This is a genomic window from Streptomyces africanus (assembly GCF_002150735.1).
Taxonomy (GTDB): domain Bacteria; phylum Actinomycetota; class Actinomycetes; order Streptomycetales; family Streptomycetaceae; genus Streptomyces; species Streptomyces africanus.
The window spans coordinates 42,928-59,046 of sequence record NZ_MUKA01000213.1 but is presented as its reverse complement, the minus strand read 5'-3'; the positions used below and the strand labels follow the sequence as shown (position 1 = coordinate 59,046).

Sequence of the window (16,119 nt, the reverse complement as noted above, 5' to 3'; positions counted from 1 at the left end):
CCCACCGACATGCCGGCGGCGAAGTACTCCTGCTGGGACCAGGCGTCGGCGCCGCCGGCATGTCGGTGGGCGCCCCGCCCGACGCCTTCAACGCCCGCGGCCAGGACTGGGGCCTGCCGCCCTGGCGGCCCGACCGCCTGGCCGAGTCGGGGTACGCCCCCTTCCGCGAGCTGCTGCGCGCCCTGTTCCGCTACGCCGGCGCCCTGCGCATCGACCACGTCATGGGCCTGTTCCGCCTGTGGTGGGTACCGCAGGGCCGGCCCCCGACCGAGGGCACCTACGTCCGCTACGACGCCGAGGCCATGCTCGCCGTCCTCGTCCTGGAGGCCTCCCGGGCCGGGGCCCTGGTGATCGGCGAGGACCTGGGCACCGTCGAACCGGGCGTGCGCGAGGCGCTGCGCGAGCGCGGGGTGCTCGGCACGTCCGTGCTGTGGTTCGAACGCGACTGGGACGGCGACGGCCGCCCGTTGCCCCCCGACCGCTGGCGCGCCGACTGCCTGGCCACCGCCACCACCCACGACCTGCCCTCCACGGCCGCCCGCCTCACCGGCGAGCACGTCGAACTCCGCGACAGCCTGGGCCTGCTGACCCGCCCGCTTCAGGAGGAGCGCGCCGAGGCCGCCGCCGACATCGGCGAGTGGCTGGCCCTGCTCACCCACCTCGGCCTGCTGGACGGCACCGGCGGCACCGACCCCTCCTCGGAGGAGGCCGAGATCCAGGCCGTCCACCGCTTCCTGCTGCGCACCCCGGCCCGCATGGTCGGCGTCTGGCTCCCGGACGGGGTGGGCGACCGCCGCCCGCAGAACCTCCCGGGGACGTGGGACCAGTACCCGAACTGGCGCCTGCCGATCGCGGACGCGGGGGGACGTCCCGTGACCCTGGAGGATCTGGCCGCCTCGCCCCGGCTGCACGCCCTCGTCGAGGTCCTGCGACAGCCGGTCGGCGCGCCCGGCGACTGAGGACCGCTCCTGCCGCGCCTCTTACGGCACCCCGGGCGCGCGGCCCCGACCGGCGTTGGATACTTTTGGCACCGTGGACAAGAAGAACGCCCTGCGAGCCGGCGCCCTGGCAGCCGGTACGACGCTGATGATGCTGCTCATGTCGTCGCCCGCCTCCGCGCTCACCCGCGACGACGGTGACGACCCCGGCCCGGGCCTGAGCGTCATCGAGACGCTGGGCCTGTTCGTCGTGGCCCCGATCGTGCTGTACCTGGTCATCGCCGGTCTGGTGATGGTCGGGGACAAGTCGCACAAGCGGAAGGACCCGACCAGCTCCAACATCACGACCAAGGCCGGCGCCGAGGCCGACACCAAGGCCGACGCGAAGGCCTGACCAGGGCTCGCTTCGAGTCCGCCGCGCACCTTTTCCGAGGGCGCCGTTCCCGTCGTACGTACGCCGCGCATGCCGCCGTACGACGACCGGGGCGGCGCCTTCGGCTTTTCCGTCGGGCGGGCGGCTTTCCGGCCGACGTCTTCCGGGGGCGGGCGTCAGGGATTTGGCGCCGTCAGATAGCGCTGCACCGTCGGTGCCAGCCACGCCACGATCTCCTGGCGGCTGAGCGCCACGGCCGGCGGGAAGCGCAGGACGTACCGGGCGAGTGCCATCCCGAGCATCTGCGTGGCGGTGAGCGCGGCCCGCGCCGGGATCTGCTCGGGGTCGGGGCACACCTGCTGGGCGACCGGGAGCAGTTGGTCCTGGAAGACGCCCTGCATGCGCTCGGCCCCGGCCTGGTTGCTGGCACCGACCCTCAGCAGGGCCGTGAGCACCTCGTTCTCCTCCCACACGGCGAGGAAGTGGGTGACGAGGGCGGACCCGACCTCCTCCCGGGGCAGCGGGCCCAGGTCGGGCAGCTTCAGATCGACGGCGACGGCCGCCGCGAACAGCCCCTCCTTGCTGCCGTAGTACCGCATCACCATGGACGGGTCGATGCCCGCGTCCCGCGCGACGGCGCGGATGGTGGCGCGCTCGTAGCCGTCGGCGGCGAAACGCTCGCGGGCGGCGTCGAGGATGGCGGCGCGGGTGGCGTCGGAGCGTCTGGAGGGGGCGGTGGGTTTGCTGTCGACCATGCCAACGAGCGTAGGCCAACATCTGTAGGCCAACAAGTGTTGACGGCGCAGTGGTGCGGTTTTACGTTGGTCAACGACCGTTGGTCAACAACCGTTGGCGAACGCGTGTTGACCAGCAGCCGATGACCAACAGCCGTTGACCAGTAGCCGTTGACCAACACGTGTCGGCCTCAGGAGGCTCTGATGAGCGACATCACCCGCACCGTGATCGTGGTCGGCTCCGGCCCCACCGGCCTTCTCCTGGCCGGCGACCTGGCCACCGCCGGCATCCCCGTCACCGTCGTCGAGAAGCGCCCGCACAAGATCAGCAACCTCTCCCGCGCGTTCGTCCTGCACGCCCGCACGCTGGAGCAGTTAGACGCCCGAGGCCTGGCCGAGGAGCTGGAAGCGGTGGGCCGGCGGCTCGGCCGGTTCCGCCTCTACGGCCGCCTCAGCCTCGACCTCTCCACGCTGCCGTCCCGCTTCAACCACCTCCTCGTCCTGCCCCAGTACGAGGTGGAGAAGGCCCTGGAGCGGCGGGCGCGTCAGGCCGGGGCGGAGTTCCGGTACGAGACCGAGGTGACCGGGCTGACGCAGGACGCACAGGGCGTGACCGTCGAGGTCCGCGGACCCGGCGGCGGCCCGGAGGCGCTGCGCGCGGCGTACGTCGTCGGCGCCGACGGGATGCGCAGCACGGTGCGCAACGCGATCGGGCTGCCGTTCCCCGGCCGTTCGGTGATCCGCTCCGTCATGCTCGCGGACGTACGGGTGACCGAGGAGCCCGGGGAGCTGCTCACCTTCGACGCCGTCGGCGACGCCTTCGCCTTCCTCGTCCCCTTCGGCGACGGCTACCACCGCGTGGTCTGCTGGGACCGCGGCCGCGCGCTCCCCGACGACGCGCCGGTCGGACTCGACGAGATCAGGGAGACCACCCGGCGCGCCCTCGGCCGTGACTTCGGCATGCACGACCCCCGCTGGATGTCCCGCTTCCACAGCGACGAGCGGCAGGCGCCCGCCTACCGGGTCGGCCGGGTCTTCCTCGCCGGGGACGCCGCGCACGTCCACACCCCGGCCGGTGCCCAGGGCATGAACACCGGCCTCCAGGACGCGGCCAACCTGAGCTGGAAGCTGGCCGCCGTCGTCGAGGGGCACGCGGCCGAGGCGCTCCTCGACACCTACCAGGCCGAACGTCACCCCATCGGCAGGTCGGTGCTGCGCAGCAGCGGCGGTATCGTGCGCGCCGCCATGGCCAGGCGGCCCTGGACGATCGCCCTGCGCACCGCCTTCGCCGCCTTCCTCGACACCGTCGGCCCGGCCCGCCGCAGGGCGCTCGGCCAGGTCACCGGCATCGGCTACCGCTATCCCGCTCCCCGCGGCTCCCACCGCTTCACCGGCCGCCGTGTCCCGGACGTCGCCCTGGCCGGAGGCGGCCGCCTCCATGAGGCGATGCGGGGCGGCCGGTTCGTGCTGATCACCCCGGAGCCGTACAAGGCCGGGGCCGGCCGTGAGGACCGGCTGGCCGTGGAGCACTGGGCGGGGGACCGCCGTACGACCGTGCTGGTGCGCCCCGACGGGTACGCGGCGTGGGCGGCCGACGCGGCGGACGCCCGGGCGATCGACGCGGCCGTCACCGCCCATGTGGGATGAACCCAGGCTCCAGTCCTGGCCCGTGTGGGATGAACCCAGGCTCTAGTCCTGGCCCATGTGGGATCAATCCAGGCTCTAGTCCCGCCCGCCCTCCGTCGTCCGGAGCAACTCCCTGAGCAGCTCCGCCAGCTGTCCGGCCTGCTCGGTGTCGAGGCCGGACAGTGCCTCCGTCTGGGCGGCGAGTCCGGCGCCGACCGCCTGGTCGATCAGCTCCAGGCCCTTGTCGGTGAGGGTGACGTGCAGGCCGCGCCGGTCGTGCGGATCGGGGGAGCGGCGCAGCAGACCGGCGCGCTCCAGCTTGTCCAGGCGCCCCGTCATGCCCCCGGTCGTGAGCATCAGCGTCGCGGAGAGCTGGCGGGGCGAGAGCGTGTAGGGCTCTCCGGAGCGGCGCAGTGTCGCCAGGACGTCGAACTCCCCGCGTGAGATCCCGAACCTGGCGTACGCCTTCTCCGACCGGTCGCTCATCGCGCGCGAGAGCCGGTGGATCCGGCCGAAGACCTCCATCGCCCGGGTGTCGAGATCGGGCCGGACCGTCGCCCACTGGCCGATGATCGCGTCGACGGGGTCCGTGCGCTGCTCGGGGCGTGCGTTCATGGCACGAGTATCCGCCGCCTCTCGGTCACCCGCAAGAAAGTAGCTTGACGGAAAGTTGCTTAGAGCTAAGCTACTTTCCATCGACCTACTTGAAGGGCGCCTCTCATGGCCACCTCCCGCCCGGCTCTCATCACCCTCACCGCCCTCGCTCCCGTCTCCTGGGGCACCACCTACGCCGTCACCACCGAGTTCCTCCCGGCCGACCGCCCCCTGTTCACCGGCCTCATGCGTGCCCTGCCGGCCGGTCTGCTGCTGCTCGCCCTCGCCCGGGTGCTGCCGCGCGGTGCCTGGTGGTGGAAGGCGGCCGTGCTCGGTGCGCTGAACATCGGTGCCTTCTTCCCGCTGCTGTTCCTCGCCGCGTACCGGCTGCCCGGCGGCATGGCGGCGGTCGTCGGCTCGGCCGGGCCGCTGTTCGTGGCCGGCCTCGCGGCGCTGCTGCTCGGGCAGCGGCCGACCCGGCGCACGCTGCTGACCGGGGCCGTGGCGGCGTTCGGCGTCAGCCTCGTCGTCCTGCGGGCGGCCGGGGCGCTGGACGCGCTCGGTGTGCTGGCGGCCCTCGCCGCGACCGTGTCGATGTCGGCCGGTACGGTGCTCACCCAGCGCTGGGGCCGGCCCGAGGGTGTCGGCCCGCTGGCCCTCACCGGCTGGCAGCTGACCGCGGGGGGTCTGCTCATCGCGCCGCTCGCCTTCCTCGTCGAGGGCGCGCCGCCGGCGCTGGACGGCCGGGCGGCCGGCGGCTACCTCTACCTCGCCGTCGCGAACACGGCGGTCGCGTACTGGCTGTGGTTCCGCGGCATCGGCCGTCTCACCGCCACCCAGGTGACCTTCCTCGGCCCGCTCTCCCCGCTGACCGCGGCCGTCGTCGGCTGGGCGGCGCTCGGCCAGGCGCTGACGCCGCTGCAACTGGCGGGCATGGCGCTGGCGTTCGGGGCGACGGTGGCGGGGCAGGCCGGGCCGCGGCGGACGGCGGCGGCCCCGCGCACCCTCGCTTTCGGCCGGCCGGTACGGCCTTCTGTGTCCCGGCGCGGCACCAGGCCGGGGGAGTACGTCAGCGCCGGTCCCGGTCCGCGGCGATGACGGCCTGGATCAGGCCGGGGAACCTGCGGTCCAGGTCGTCCTTGCGCAGGCGCATGTACAGCCGGTTGCCCGCGTCGCGCTGGTACACCAGACCCGCCTCACGCAGCACTCGCCAGTGATGGGTGCGGCTGGACTTGCTCACCGGCAGCTCGAAGGAGGCGCACAGCCGCTCCTCGTCCGGCCGTGCGGCGAGTTCGGTCACGACCCGGCGCCGGTTCTCGTCGGCGAGCGCCAGCAGGACCGGCCCGACCTCCAGATCCTCGGCACGAGGGTGCGGCAGCTCGCTCGATCCCATCACTCCACCTCTCGACAAGGTACGCCTTGTGTCGTACCTTCCCTCAGGTACGTCATGAGACGTACCTTACTCCTGGGGGAACCATGCCCGCACCCGTGCCGACACGACTCCGAGGCCTGACGCGCATCCGCTCGTACCTGCGCGCGCTCCTGCTCGTGGAGCACTCGTCCTTCATCAGCCTCTGAATCTCCATCCGACCCTGATTTTCATCAGACCCCGAACAAAGGGGGGCGCCCGGCACAACGCCGGGCGCCCCCACAGCCGTGGCGACGGGAACGGCTACTCCGCCGCCGCGTCCGCCCGCTGCGCCCGCAGCGCGCGCTCGACTCCCGCCCGGGACTCCGACACCAGCCGCCGCAGGGCCGCGTTCGGCTCGGCGGAGGCCAGCCAGGCGTCCGTCTTGTCCAGGGTCTCCTGCGAGACCTGGACCGTCGGGTAGAGGCCGACCGCGATCTGCTGGGCCATCTCGTGGGAGCGGGACCCCCAGATGTCCTTGACCACCTCGAAGTAGCGGTCCGCGTACGGGGCGAGCAGCTCGCGCTGGTCGGTCTGGACGAAGCCGGCGATGACCGCCTCCTGCACGGCGTTCGGCAGCTTGTCGGAGTCGACGACCGACGCCCACGCCTCCGCCTTGGCTTCCGGGGTCGGCCGGGCCGCGCGGGCCGTGGCGGCGTGGCGCTCACCGGCGGCCGTACGGTCACGGTCGTACTCGCCCGCGATCTCCGTCTCGTCGAACCGGCCCACCGCCGCGAGCCGCTGGACGAACGACCAGCGCAGCTCCGTGTCGACGACCAGGCCCTCGATCGTCTGCGAGCCCTCCAGCAGCGCGTCCAGCAGGTCCAGCTGCTCGGGCGTGCGGGCCGTCGCGGCGAACGCGCGCGCCCACGCCAGCTGGTGGTCGCTGCCCGGCGCCGCCGCCCGCAGATGGGCCAGCGTCGCGTCGGTCCAGCGGGCCAGCAGCGCCTCGCGGGCGGCCGGGTCGGCGTACAGGTCGACCGCCAGCTTCACCTGGCGGTGCAGCGACTGCACGACGCCGATGTCGGACTCCTTGCCGATGCCGGACAGCACCAGCGACAGGTAGTCGCGGGCCGCCAGCTCGGCGTCGCGGGTCATGTCCCAGGCCGACGCCCAGCACAGGGCGCGCGGCAGGGAGGACTCGAAGTCGCCGAGGTGTTCCGTCACGAAGGCCAGGGACCGCTCGTCCAGGCGGACCTTCGCGTAGGAGAGGTCGTCGTCGTTGAGCAGGATCACGGCCGGGCGGCGCTTGCCGACCAGCTGCGGTACGGACGTCGACTCGCCGTCCACGTCCAGCTCGATCCGCTCCTCGCGGACCAGCTTGCCGCTGGCGTCGTCCAGTTCGTACAGGCCGACCGCGATGCGGTGCGGGCGCAGCGTCGGCTCGCCCTTGGCGCCGGCGGGCAGGGCCGGGGCCTCCTGGCGGATCGCGAAGGAGGTGACGACACCGTCGGCGTCCGTCTCGATCTCGGGGCGCAGGACGTTGATGCCGGCGGTCTCCAGCCACGCCTTCGACCAGGACTTCAGGTCACGCCCGGAGGTCGTCTCCAGGGCGCCCAGCAGGTCGGACAGGCGCGTGTTGCCGTACGCGTGCGCCTTGAAGTACGCCTGTACGCCCGTGAAGAACTCGTCCTCGCCGACGTACGCGACGAGCTGCTTGAGCACGGAGGCGCCCTTGGCGTACGTGATGCCGTCGAAGTTGACCAGGACGTCGTCCAGGTCGCTGATGTCCGCCATGATCGGATGCGTGGAGGGCAGCTGGTCCTGCCGGTACGCCCAGGTCTTCATGGAGTTGGCGAACGTCGTCCACGAGTGCGGCCAGCGCGAACCGGGCGCGGCGGCCTGGCAGGCGATGGACGTGTACGTGGCGAACGACTCGTTCAGCCACAGGTCGTTCCACCACTCCATGGTCACGAGGTCGCCGAACCACATGTGGGCCAGCTCGTGCAGGATGGTCTCCGCGCGCACCTCGTACGCCGCGTCCGTCACCTTCGACCGGAACACGTACTGGTCGCGGATGGTCACCGCGCCCGCGTTCTCCATCGCGCCCGCGTTGAACTCCGGCACGAACAGCTGGTCGTACTTCTGGAACGGGTACGCGTAGTCGAACTTCTCCTGGAACCAGTCGAAGCCCTGCCGGGTCACCTCGAAGATGGCGTCCGAGTCGAGGTACTCGGCGAGCGAGGGGCGGCAGTAGATGCCGAGCGGGACGGACTGGCCGTCCTTCTCGTACACGCTGTGCACCGAGTGGTACGGGCCGACGATCAGCGCCGTGATGTACGTCGAGATGCGCGGCGTCGGCTCGAAGACCCAGACGCTGTCCTGGGGTTCGGGCGTGGGCGAGTTGGAGACGACGGTCCAGCCCTCCGGCGCCCTCACGGTGAACTGGAAGGTCGCCTTGAGGTCCGGCTGCTCGAAGCTCGCGAACACCCGGCGGGCGTCCGGCACTTCGAACTGGGTGTAGAGGTAGGCCTGGTCGTCGACCGGGTCGACGAAACGGTGCAGGCCCTCACCGGTGTTGGTGTACGCGCAGTCGGCGACCACCCGGAGGATGTTGCGGCCCTCCAGCAGGCCCCGCAGGGCGATCCGGGAGTCCGCGAAGACCTCGGCGGGGTCGAGGGAGTCCCCATTGAGGACCACCTCGTGCACGGCCGGGGCCACCAGGTCGATGAACGACTCCGCCCCGTTCTCCGTGACGTCGAAGCGCACCGTGGTCACGGACCGGTAGGTGCCGCCCTCCTGCGCGCCGGAGAGGTCGAGTTCGATCTCGTACGAGTCAACGGCGAGCAGCTTCGCCCGCTGCTGCGCCTCTTCGCGGGTCAGGTTTGTGCCAGGCACGCGGTCATCTCCTCGGTATGGGTGGGTTGCGCCATCTTTCCACGGCAGCCTCGCCTCAGGCGACGACCTGGGGGTCTTCCATGCTTACCGTTCCTGAGGCACTACGACGTCCGGAATCCGCCGGTACGCAGGCCCCGGGCGAGCAAGCCTGAGGAGCATGACGACGACGTACACCGCACTGCCCATCGCCCCGGGCGTCCTGAAGGAACTCCGCACGACGGACGACGCCGGCCGCCCCGCGGCCCCCTTCGCCGACACCGAGGGCGGCGCGCCCCTGCGCTGCTGTCTGGGCCGCAGCGAGCCCGGCGAGCGCATCGCCCTCGTCTCGTACGCCCCGCTGCGCCGCTGGGCGGGGCGGCAGGGCGTCGACCCCGGCGCGTACGACGAAGTGGGCCCGGTCTTCATCCACGCCGACGACTGCCCGGGGCCGGACGCCGGCGTGGCCCTGCCCTTCACCGACGCCCACCGCACGGTCCGCCGCTACTCGGCCGACGGACACATCCTGGGCGGGCGGCTCGTCGAGGGGCCCGGCGCCTTCGACGAGGCCCTCCGGGAAGCGTTCGACGACCCGGCCGTGGCGCTCGTCCACGTCCGGGCCGTCGAGTACGGCTGTTTCCTCTATGAGGTGCGCAGGGGCAATGAGGTGCGCGGGGACTAGCCCTTCAGCTCGTCCGCCACCAGCTCCGCGATCTGGACCGCGTTGAGAGCCGCGCCCTTGCGGAGGTTGTCGTTGGAGACGAACAGGGCCAGGCCGTTGTCCACCGTCTCGTCGCGGCGGATGCGGCCGACGTAGGAGGGGTCCTTGCCGGCGGCCTGGAGGGGGGTGGGGATGTCGGAGAGCTCGACGCCCGGGGCGTCCTTCAGCAGCTCCGTCGCGCGCTCCGGGGAGATCGGGCGGGCGAAGCGGGCGTTGATCTGGAGGGAGTGGCCGGAGAAGACCGGGACGCGCACGCAGGTGCCGGAGACCTTCAGCTCGGGGATCTCCAGGATCTTGCGGGACTCGTTGCGGAGCTTCTGCTCCTCGTCGGTCTCGTTCAGGCCGTCGTCGACGATGTTGCCCGCGAGCGGCAGTACGTTGAAGGCGATGGGGCGCTTGTAGACGCCCGGCTCGGGGAAGTCGACCGCCTCGCCGTCGTGCGTCAGCTTGTCCGCTTCGGCGACGACCTTCTGCGTCTGGCCGTGCAACTCGGCGACGCCCGCGAGGCCGGAGCCGGAGACCGCCTGGTACGTGGCGACGACCAGGGCTTCCAGGCCGGCTTCCGCGTGCAGCGGGCGCAGGACCGGCATCGCGGCCATCGTCGTGCAGTTCGGGTTGGCGATGATGCCCTTGGGGCGGTTCGCGATCGCGTGCGGGTTCACCTCGGAGACGACCAGCGGCACCTCCGGGTGCTTGCGCCAGGCGGAGGAGTTGTCGATCACGACGGCGCCCTGGGAGGCGACCTTCTCGGCCAGTGCCTTGGACGTGGCACCGCCCGCGGAGAACAGCACGATGTCCAGGCCGGTGTAGTCGGCGGTGGCCGCGTCCTCCACCGTCACGCCGTCCAGCTCCGTGCCCGCCGAGCGGGCCGAGGCGAACAGACGCAGCTCCGTGACCGGGAAGTTCCGTTCCGTGAGGATCCTGCGCATGACCGTGCCCACCTGACCGGTGGCTCCGACGATTCCGACCCTCACGGTGACTCCCTCTCCTGCGTCTCTTCACGTGCTCGTTGCTTGGCCGAGGCTTTTCCATCATGCGGCCGACCAAGGCCCGCCTGTCCACTTCTTTCCCCGGTCTGCCCGGAGAGTGGGACGACGTGTCCCGTTCCATGGTTGCGGACGTCCGGCGCCCACCCCGGCTGAGCTGGAGGAATTCATCCGCCGGGGGTCATACGCCGCAAGGTCGCCTGCCCCTGTTGTTCTCGGCCACACGGGAGTGTGACGTACGCCTCTGTCGCTCCGCCATCGTCCTGCCGTCGCCCTGCCGGAAAAAAGACCGAACGTTCCGGGCCGTGCCGGCGTCGTAGGAGAAACACGGCGAGGGGGGTGGCTTGTGCTGCTGCGGGGAAGGGCCCGGCGGGGCCGGGAGGCGCACGCCGGTACCGGTGACGATCCGCTGGACGCGGCACAGGAGCGCCGGGTGCGGGCGGTGCTCGCGCTGGGCGGGGTACCGCAGGCGGACCTGCCGGACGGGGTGCAGCAGGTCCGCCTGCGGTTGCTGGAGCGGGCCGCGAGCGGCCGGGAGGCGCCGCGGGACATCTCGGCGTGGGCGGCGGTCGTCGCCTCCAACCTCGCCATGGACTGGCACCGGGCCAAGCGCCGCCAGGAGCGCCTCGGGGAGCGGCTGGCCGCCCTGCGGCAACTGGAACATCCCTCCGGCGAGGACACCAGCGTGCTGTCCGTCGCCGTCGCCCAGGGCCTGGACGAGCTGCCCGACGCCCAGCGGCAGGTCGTCGTGCTGCGTTTCTACGCCGACCTGCCGGTCCGGTCCATCGCCGAACAGCTCGGCGTCCCGGAGGGCACGGTCAAGAGCCGGCTGCACACGGCGGTACGGGCCCTGCGCGCCCGCCTGCACGAGGACGAGGTGGTGTGACGTGACCGCCCGGAACGACGACGACCGGCGCGACGCCGACTACGACGGCATGGACGCGCTGATGGCAGCGCTCGTCGACGACCCGCTGCCGGAGGGGGCCCGGCGGGACGCGGCCTTCATGGCAGCCCACCGCGCGGCCGCGGCGGACGTGGCACTGCTACGGGAACAGCTGCTGCTGATGGGGGACACCCTGGCGGGCGACACCCGGACGGAGGTGACCGAGCCCAGGGGGGAGCCCCGCGCGGGCGAGCCCGGGGCGGTCGGCGACCCGTCCGTGAGGGTGGTGCTTCCCGTGGGACCCCGGGCACATGAGGGGCTGTCCGGGCGGCGTAGCCGGCCCCGCGCCCTCGATGTGGTCCTGCGTGGGCTCGTCGCTGCCGTGGCCGCGACCGTCGTCGCGGGGATGGGATGGCTCGTCGTGCAGGGCGATCACGGGTCGGGGGCGGACTCGGACTCCGGCTCGACCGCCGATGCCGCGGCCGGTGCGCCGCGGGGCGACGAGGCAGCCAAGCTCTCTCACGCCGGTTATCTCGCCTGCGCCCGGCTCGTGGCCGAGGGCACCGTGGCCGAGGTCGAAGCGGTTCCCGGCACCGGACAGGACCGCGTCACCCTCGACGTGGACCGCTCCTACAAACCCGCCAAGGGGCAGGACCGGATCGTCTTCCCCTTGGACGAGGACGTCGACCCCCTGCTGCGGCCGGGCGACCACGTCCTCGTCGGGATCACGCGCGGGCAGGCCCAACCGGACCTGTGGAGCGTCGGCGAGAAGGAGATCGCCCGCGCACGCGCCTGGATCACCGCAGCCCTGCCCGAGTCGGCGACCCTGCCCTGCGAGTGAAGCAGATACGGAAAGAGGGCGGGCGCCCAGCCGGGACGCCCGCCCTCAGATGCCGTCCAACCGCTACGGCACGACCTTCTCGATCTTCACGCTGCCCACGCCCGCGGCCGTCCCGCGCGCGTTGACCAGCTGGACCTCGCCGAAGAACTCACGCCCCTCGGGCGCGGCCGCCGCGGCGGTAATGCCGGCCGAGACTGTCGCCGAGTCACCCGTACCGAGCTTCACCGGCGCCGACCCGTCGACGGTGATGCTGCCGAGGGAGGGGGCGAAGAACACATCCCGGTAGTCGTACTCGGTCGTGCCGGCCGGCACCGAGTAGCCGACGACCTGGACGGTGTACTTGCCGGCGGCCGGCGAGGGCACGGAGACCGACTCCTCCGAGTCGCCGTCGGCGGAGCTGCCGACCTGCTTGCCGGCGGCGTCGTAGACCGCGAGGTCCAGGTCCGCGGCGGCGTCCGAGACGCGGCCGATGGCGACGTCCAGGGACTTCGCGCCCGCGGGCACCTCGACCGTGGTGCTCTGCGTCTCGCCCTGCTTGATCGACGGCCGGGTCGTCTTCGACGAGCCGAGCGGACCGCCCACCAGCTTTCCGTCGATCGCGGCGAAGCCGTTCGTCACCTTCCAGGAGGCGGCGGCCGGGGTGCCGACCTTCGCCTCGGGCACGGTCACGGTCTCCGGGTCGAACGCCACGCCGAGCACGGCGACATCCAGCTTGTACGGGTTGTCCAGCAGCGGCGACGTCCGCCGCGACTCGACCTCGATCTCCCACACGCCGGGCTGCGGGTCCGCGTAGGAACGCAGGTCCGGGCGGCAGGTGTTGGCCGGGTTGGAGTAGTTCGGGTAGCAGTTGACCGTCGAGGTCGGGTCGGACGGGACACCGTACGGGTGGATGGCGATGAACCGGGTCTGGCTCTTGTCCTTCAGCCCGCCGAGCGCCACCTCCAGCGTCTTCGCGCCCTCGGGCACGGTGACGTAGTAGTGCCGCGAGCTGTTGCGCTGCACCGAGTCCGACGCGGAGAAGGTGTACTTCAGCGGCGCCGAGACCACGACCGTGTTCAGGACCTGCTGGTCGATGCCCTCGGTCTTCGGGTCGTCGACCTCCAGGATCGCGCTCTTGAGCCCCGCGGACTTCGGCGCGGCCTGGACCTTGACGGTGACCGGCTTGTTCAGCGGCAGCTTCACCTCGTCGGAGCCGACGATCCGGAACGTGCCGCCGGCGTTGTTCTCGAGGTGCAGTTCGTGCCGGACCGCCTTGTCGGCGCCGGACGTACGGGTGACGGTGATCTCGTACGTCTTCTTCTGGCCGGCCTTCAGGCCGCCCTCACGGTCGTACAGACCCGTGCCGTAGCCGGGCGTCTTGAGCTTGTCGTCCATCGCGGTGTCGACCGGCGCCTTCACCGTGTACGCGTGGGAGGTGGCGCCGTCGCGGATCGAGTCCCAGGCGTCCTCGATGTTCATCAGGCCCGCGCCCTCCTCGTACGCCTGCACACCCTTGATGTGGTCGGCGGTCGAGGTGAGGGCGGTGCGCAGGGTCGCCGGGGTGAGGTCGATGCCCTTGTGCTTCGCGGCCGACAGCAGCAGCGCGGCGGCGCCGGTGGCCTGCGGGGAGGCCATCGAGGTGCCCTGGAGCATGGCGTAGCCGGCCGGCAGGGAGTAGCCCGCCTCGGCGACCGGGGCGCCCGGCATCCAGGTCTGGATGGTGTTGATCGCGGCACCCGGGGCGACCAGGGTCGGGGTGAAGCCGCCGTCCTCACGCGGGCCGCGCGAGGAGAACGGCATCAGCGCGTACTTCTTCTCCACGGCCGAGCCGTAGTTGGCGGCCCAGGTCTCCTTGGAGACGGACGCGCCGACCGAGATCACCTTGTCGGCCAGGGCCGGGTCGCCGATGGTGTTGGCGCCGGGGCCGGAGTTGCCCGCGGAGATCACCAGCTGCACGCCGTACGTGTCGATGAGACGCGTGTACAGCTCGGCGCGCGCGTTGTTGCCGTCGTTCAGCGCGGGCAGGCCGCCGATGGACATGTTGACGATGTCGACGCCGCGCTTGGTGACGAGGTCGATCATGCCCTCGGTGAGCGCGACGTTGGTGCAGCCGCCGGACCAGGTGCAGGCGCGCGAGGAGACCAGCTTGGCGCCCGGGGCGGCGCCGTCCATCCTGCCGCCGAACAGGCCGTTCGCGGCGGTGATGCCCGCGACGTGCGTGCCGTGCTCGGACTCGACGACGCCGATGTTGACGAAGTCGGCCTTCGCGCCGGCGCCGTTGTAGACGACGTCCTTGCGGATCTCGACGACGAACGGCTGCCGCTCGGCGATGTCCGTCTTCGGGTCGTCGGTGCCGAAGTACCCGATCTGGAAGCCGTCCTTGTACGGCTTCATCGCGGTGTCGTCGGCGAAGTCGAAGTTGTTGTTCAGGTCGACGCGGACCGTGCCGGCGGCCGGGTCGTACAGCACGCCCCAGGAGTCCGTGGTGTCGCCGTCGCGGTTGGCGTCACCCGCGGCGTCACCGCCGGTGGTGTACGCCTCCTTGAAGGTGCTCACCCGGTACGAGCCCGAAGGTGCCTTCCAGGTCCTGCCGTCGTGCGTGAACGTGGGGCCCGCGACCGGGGTGTCCATCCGGCGCCACGTGTTGTCGTTGTCGACGACCGGGTCCGTCGCCGTCACCCAGTCGACGATCTTGCGCTCGCCGGTGGTGGTCTTCTGCAGCGCCGGGTGACCCAGGTCGACGCCGGAGTCCAGGATGCCGATGGTGACGCCGCGGCCGTCCGCCTTCGGGTGGTCCTCGACGAAGTCGACCGCACCCGTCTCGAAGGACGGGTTGTACGGGTTCTCCGCGGGGGTCTTCTTCCCCGGCGCCGGGTACGTCCCCGCTGCGGCCCTGGCGCCCTTGGCGGTGTCCCCGGCCGGCGTCGGGTCGTCCAGCGGGATCTCCTCGCGCAGGTCGATGCCGTGCACGGAGGAGAGCTTGGCGGCGGCGGCGATGGCCGAGTCCGCCCGGGACGTCGGGACGGTGGCGCGGACGTAGCCCAGCTGGTCGTCGGCCCGGCCCACCGAGCCGCCCTTGACCGCGTCCAGCTGCCCGGCGACCTTTTCGGTCTGCCCGGGCGCGGTGGCGATCATCATCGTGACGTTCTTGTCGCCGTCGGCCTTGGCCTCGGCGAGCAGGTCCGCGTCGCCCGAACCGAGCTTGTCGTGCGCCGACTTGACGTCGGTGTCGGCCGGGGCGGACGCGCCCGGCTCGTCGGCGGCGAAGGCCAGGGGGACCGGCCCGGCCGCACAGAGCGCGGCGACGAGACCGGCGGCCACGGCGACGCGCGCCACCCGTCTGCGGGCCGATATCGGGTCACGCTGGGGGGTGTTGGTCATCGGCATCCCTTGGAGGTAAAGGAACGAGCGGGAGCGACCGGAACCGATCGGCCCTGGTCGCGACCGTCCGGATCGCAGGCCCGGACGATCGCACAGCTTTACGCAAGGTGAGGTTCTTTGGGGAGGGTTGACCGAAACGAAATGGATGTATGGGGAAAACCCCCGATGCGTTTTGCGGGCATGAGTCCCGAAGGCGGCGAAATCGGTTAACGTCCCGGAGTGCGACAGAAGTTGAGGGTGGCGGCCTACGCCATATGCGTCCGTGACGGACAGATCCTGCTCGCCCGCTCCCCGGCCCCCGACGGCACCCCCGAGTGGGTCGTGCCCGGCGGCGGCATGGAGCACGGCGAGGACCCCTACGACACCGTGCGGCGGGAGGTCGAGGAGGAGACCGGGTACCGCATCGAGGTCACCGGACTGCTCGGCGTGGACTCCTCCCGCCGCGTCTTCCGCGAAGGCCTCGGACGCGCCGTCGACCATCACGCCGTCCGCTTCGTCTACGAGGGCCGGATCACCGGCGGCGAACTGCGCAACGAGGTGAACGGCTCCACCGACCTCGCCGCCTGGCAGGACCTGGACGCGGTGCCCGGACTGGTCCGGGTGGGTCTGGTCGACATCGCGCTGCGCCTGTGGCGGGAACGGCCGCCCACCGGACGGCTCGCCGACGTCCTGGAGGACGCCGAATAGGTTCAGTACCCCGGAAGATGAACACGGCGTGACCGGTTCCCGGCCGTTCCCGGAGCGGCCGACGACGCGCAGGGTAGTCCAAGATCCACGTACGGTGATCGGCGCTGCGCGTTGCCGCCCCGTTTACGCGCAGGTCATTCCCGGTGCCAACGAT

Annotated in this window: 14 protein-coding genes; 8 read left to right on the top strand and 6 right to left on the bottom strand. The window is 71.8% G+C overall.

Annotation, left to right across the window (positions count from 1 at the left end; genetic code table 11):
• On the top strand, positions 1 to 959 hold a 959-nt coding region (locus CCL05_RS25150), incomplete at its 5' end, for a 4-alpha-glucanotransferase (protein ID WP_143589943.1).
• 73 nt (positions 960 to 1,032) lie between these two features.
• The gene (locus CCL05_RS25145) at positions 1,033 to 1,332 is read left to right on the top strand and encodes a hypothetical protein (RefSeq protein WP_086562764.1); all 300 of its coding nucleotides are present in this window, start codon (positions 1,033 to 1,035) and stop codon (positions 1,330 to 1,332) included.
• 155 nt (positions 1,333 to 1,487) lie between these two features.
• Here CCL05_RS25145 and CCL05_RS25140 read toward each other — a convergent pair whose 3' ends face one another.
• Complete coding sequence (locus tag CCL05_RS25140; protein ID WP_086562763.1) at positions 1,488 to 2,066, bottom strand: TetR/AcrR family transcriptional regulator; 579 nt, start codon at positions 2,064 to 2,066, stop codon at positions 1,488 to 1,490.
• Between the two features lie 183 nt (positions 2,067 to 2,249).
• On the opposite strand from CCL05_RS25140, the gene CCL05_RS25135 reads away from it, so the two are divergent.
• Positions 2,250 to 3,692 carry an FAD-dependent monooxygenase gene (locus tag CCL05_RS25135; protein WP_086562762.1) on the top strand — a complete coding sequence of 481 codons (1,443 nt, stop codon included), beginning with the start codon at positions 2,250 to 2,252 and terminating at the stop codon, positions 3,690 to 3,692.
• A gap of 75 nt (positions 3,693 to 3,767) precedes the next feature.
• Here the strand turns inward: CCL05_RS25135 and CCL05_RS25130 are convergent, their stop codons facing one another.
• Positions 3,768 to 4,286, bottom strand: a complete 519-nt coding sequence (locus tag CCL05_RS25130) for a MarR family winged helix-turn-helix transcriptional regulator (protein WP_086562761.1) — start codon at positions 4,284 to 4,286, stop codon at positions 3,768 to 3,770.
• 105 nt (positions 4,287 to 4,391) lie between these two features.
• Here CCL05_RS25130 and CCL05_RS25125 point away from each other — a divergent pair, with 105 nt between their 5' ends.
• On the top strand, positions 4,392 to 5,363 hold the full coding sequence (locus tag CCL05_RS25125) for an EamA family transporter (protein WP_086562760.1): 972 nt from the start codon (positions 4,392 to 4,394) through the stop codon (positions 5,361 to 5,363).
• Here the strand turns inward: CCL05_RS25125 and CCL05_RS25120 are convergent.
• Complete coding sequence (locus CCL05_RS25120) at positions 5,335 to 5,658, bottom strand: ArsR/SmtB family transcription factor (protein ID WP_086562759.1); 324 nt, start codon at positions 5,656 to 5,658, stop codon at positions 5,335 to 5,337. The two genes, CCL05_RS25125 and CCL05_RS25120, sit on opposite strands and share 29 nt — an antisense overlap.
• A gap of 279 nt (positions 5,659 to 5,937) precedes the next feature.
• Complete coding sequence (gene pepN, locus CCL05_RS25115) at positions 5,938 to 8,511, bottom strand: aminopeptidase N (RefSeq protein WP_086562758.1); 2,574 nt, start codon at positions 8,509 to 8,511, stop codon at positions 5,938 to 5,940.
• A gap of 157 nt (positions 8,512 to 8,668) precedes the next feature.
• On the opposite strand from pepN, the gene CCL05_RS25110 reads away from it, so the two are divergent.
• The gene (locus tag CCL05_RS25110; RefSeq protein ID WP_086562757.1) at positions 8,669 to 9,169 is read left to right on the top strand and encodes a DUF1203 domain-containing protein; all 501 of its coding nucleotides are present in this window, start codon (positions 8,669 to 8,671) and stop codon (positions 9,167 to 9,169) included.
• On the opposite strand, the gene CCL05_RS25105 is transcribed toward CCL05_RS25110, so the two are convergent.
• The gene (locus CCL05_RS25105) at positions 9,166 to 10,182 is read right to left on the bottom strand and encodes an aspartate-semialdehyde dehydrogenase (protein WP_086562756.1); all 1,017 of its coding nucleotides are present in this window, start codon (positions 10,180 to 10,182) and stop codon (positions 9,166 to 9,168) included. The genes CCL05_RS25110 and CCL05_RS25105 overlap by 4 nt on opposite strands.
• Before the next feature lie 361 nt (positions 10,183 to 10,543).
• Here CCL05_RS25105 and CCL05_RS25100 point away from each other — a divergent pair, with 361 nt between their 5' ends.
• Together CCL05_RS25100 and CCL05_RS25095 are read left to right on the top strand one after the other, a co-directional pair.
• Entirely contained in the window at positions 10,544 to 11,080 is a 537-nt protein-coding gene (locus CCL05_RS25100; protein ID WP_086562766.1) for an RNA polymerase sigma factor, read from the top strand.
• A 1-nt stretch (position 11,081) separates the two neighbouring features.
• Positions 11,082 to 11,918, top strand: coding sequence for a hypothetical protein (locus tag CCL05_RS25095; protein WP_086562755.1), 837 nt, complete (start codon positions 11,082 to 11,084; stop codon positions 11,916 to 11,918).
• 63 nt (positions 11,919 to 11,981) lie between these two features.
• Here CCL05_RS25095 and CCL05_RS25090 read toward each other — a convergent pair whose 3' ends face one another.
• On the bottom strand, positions 11,982 to 15,278 hold the full coding sequence (locus CCL05_RS25090) for a S8 family serine peptidase (RefSeq protein ID WP_086562754.1): 3,297 nt from the start codon (positions 15,276 to 15,278) through the stop codon (positions 11,982 to 11,984).
• Between the two features lie 237 nt (positions 15,279 to 15,515).
• Here CCL05_RS25090 and CCL05_RS25085 point away from each other — a divergent pair, with 237 nt between their 5' ends.
• Positions 15,516 to 15,965 carry an NUDIX hydrolase gene (locus CCL05_RS25085; protein WP_086562753.1) on the top strand — a complete coding sequence of 150 codons (450 nt, stop codon included), beginning with the start codon at positions 15,516 to 15,518 and terminating at the stop codon, positions 15,963 to 15,965.
• Positions 15,966 to 16,119: the final 154 nt, after the last annotated feature.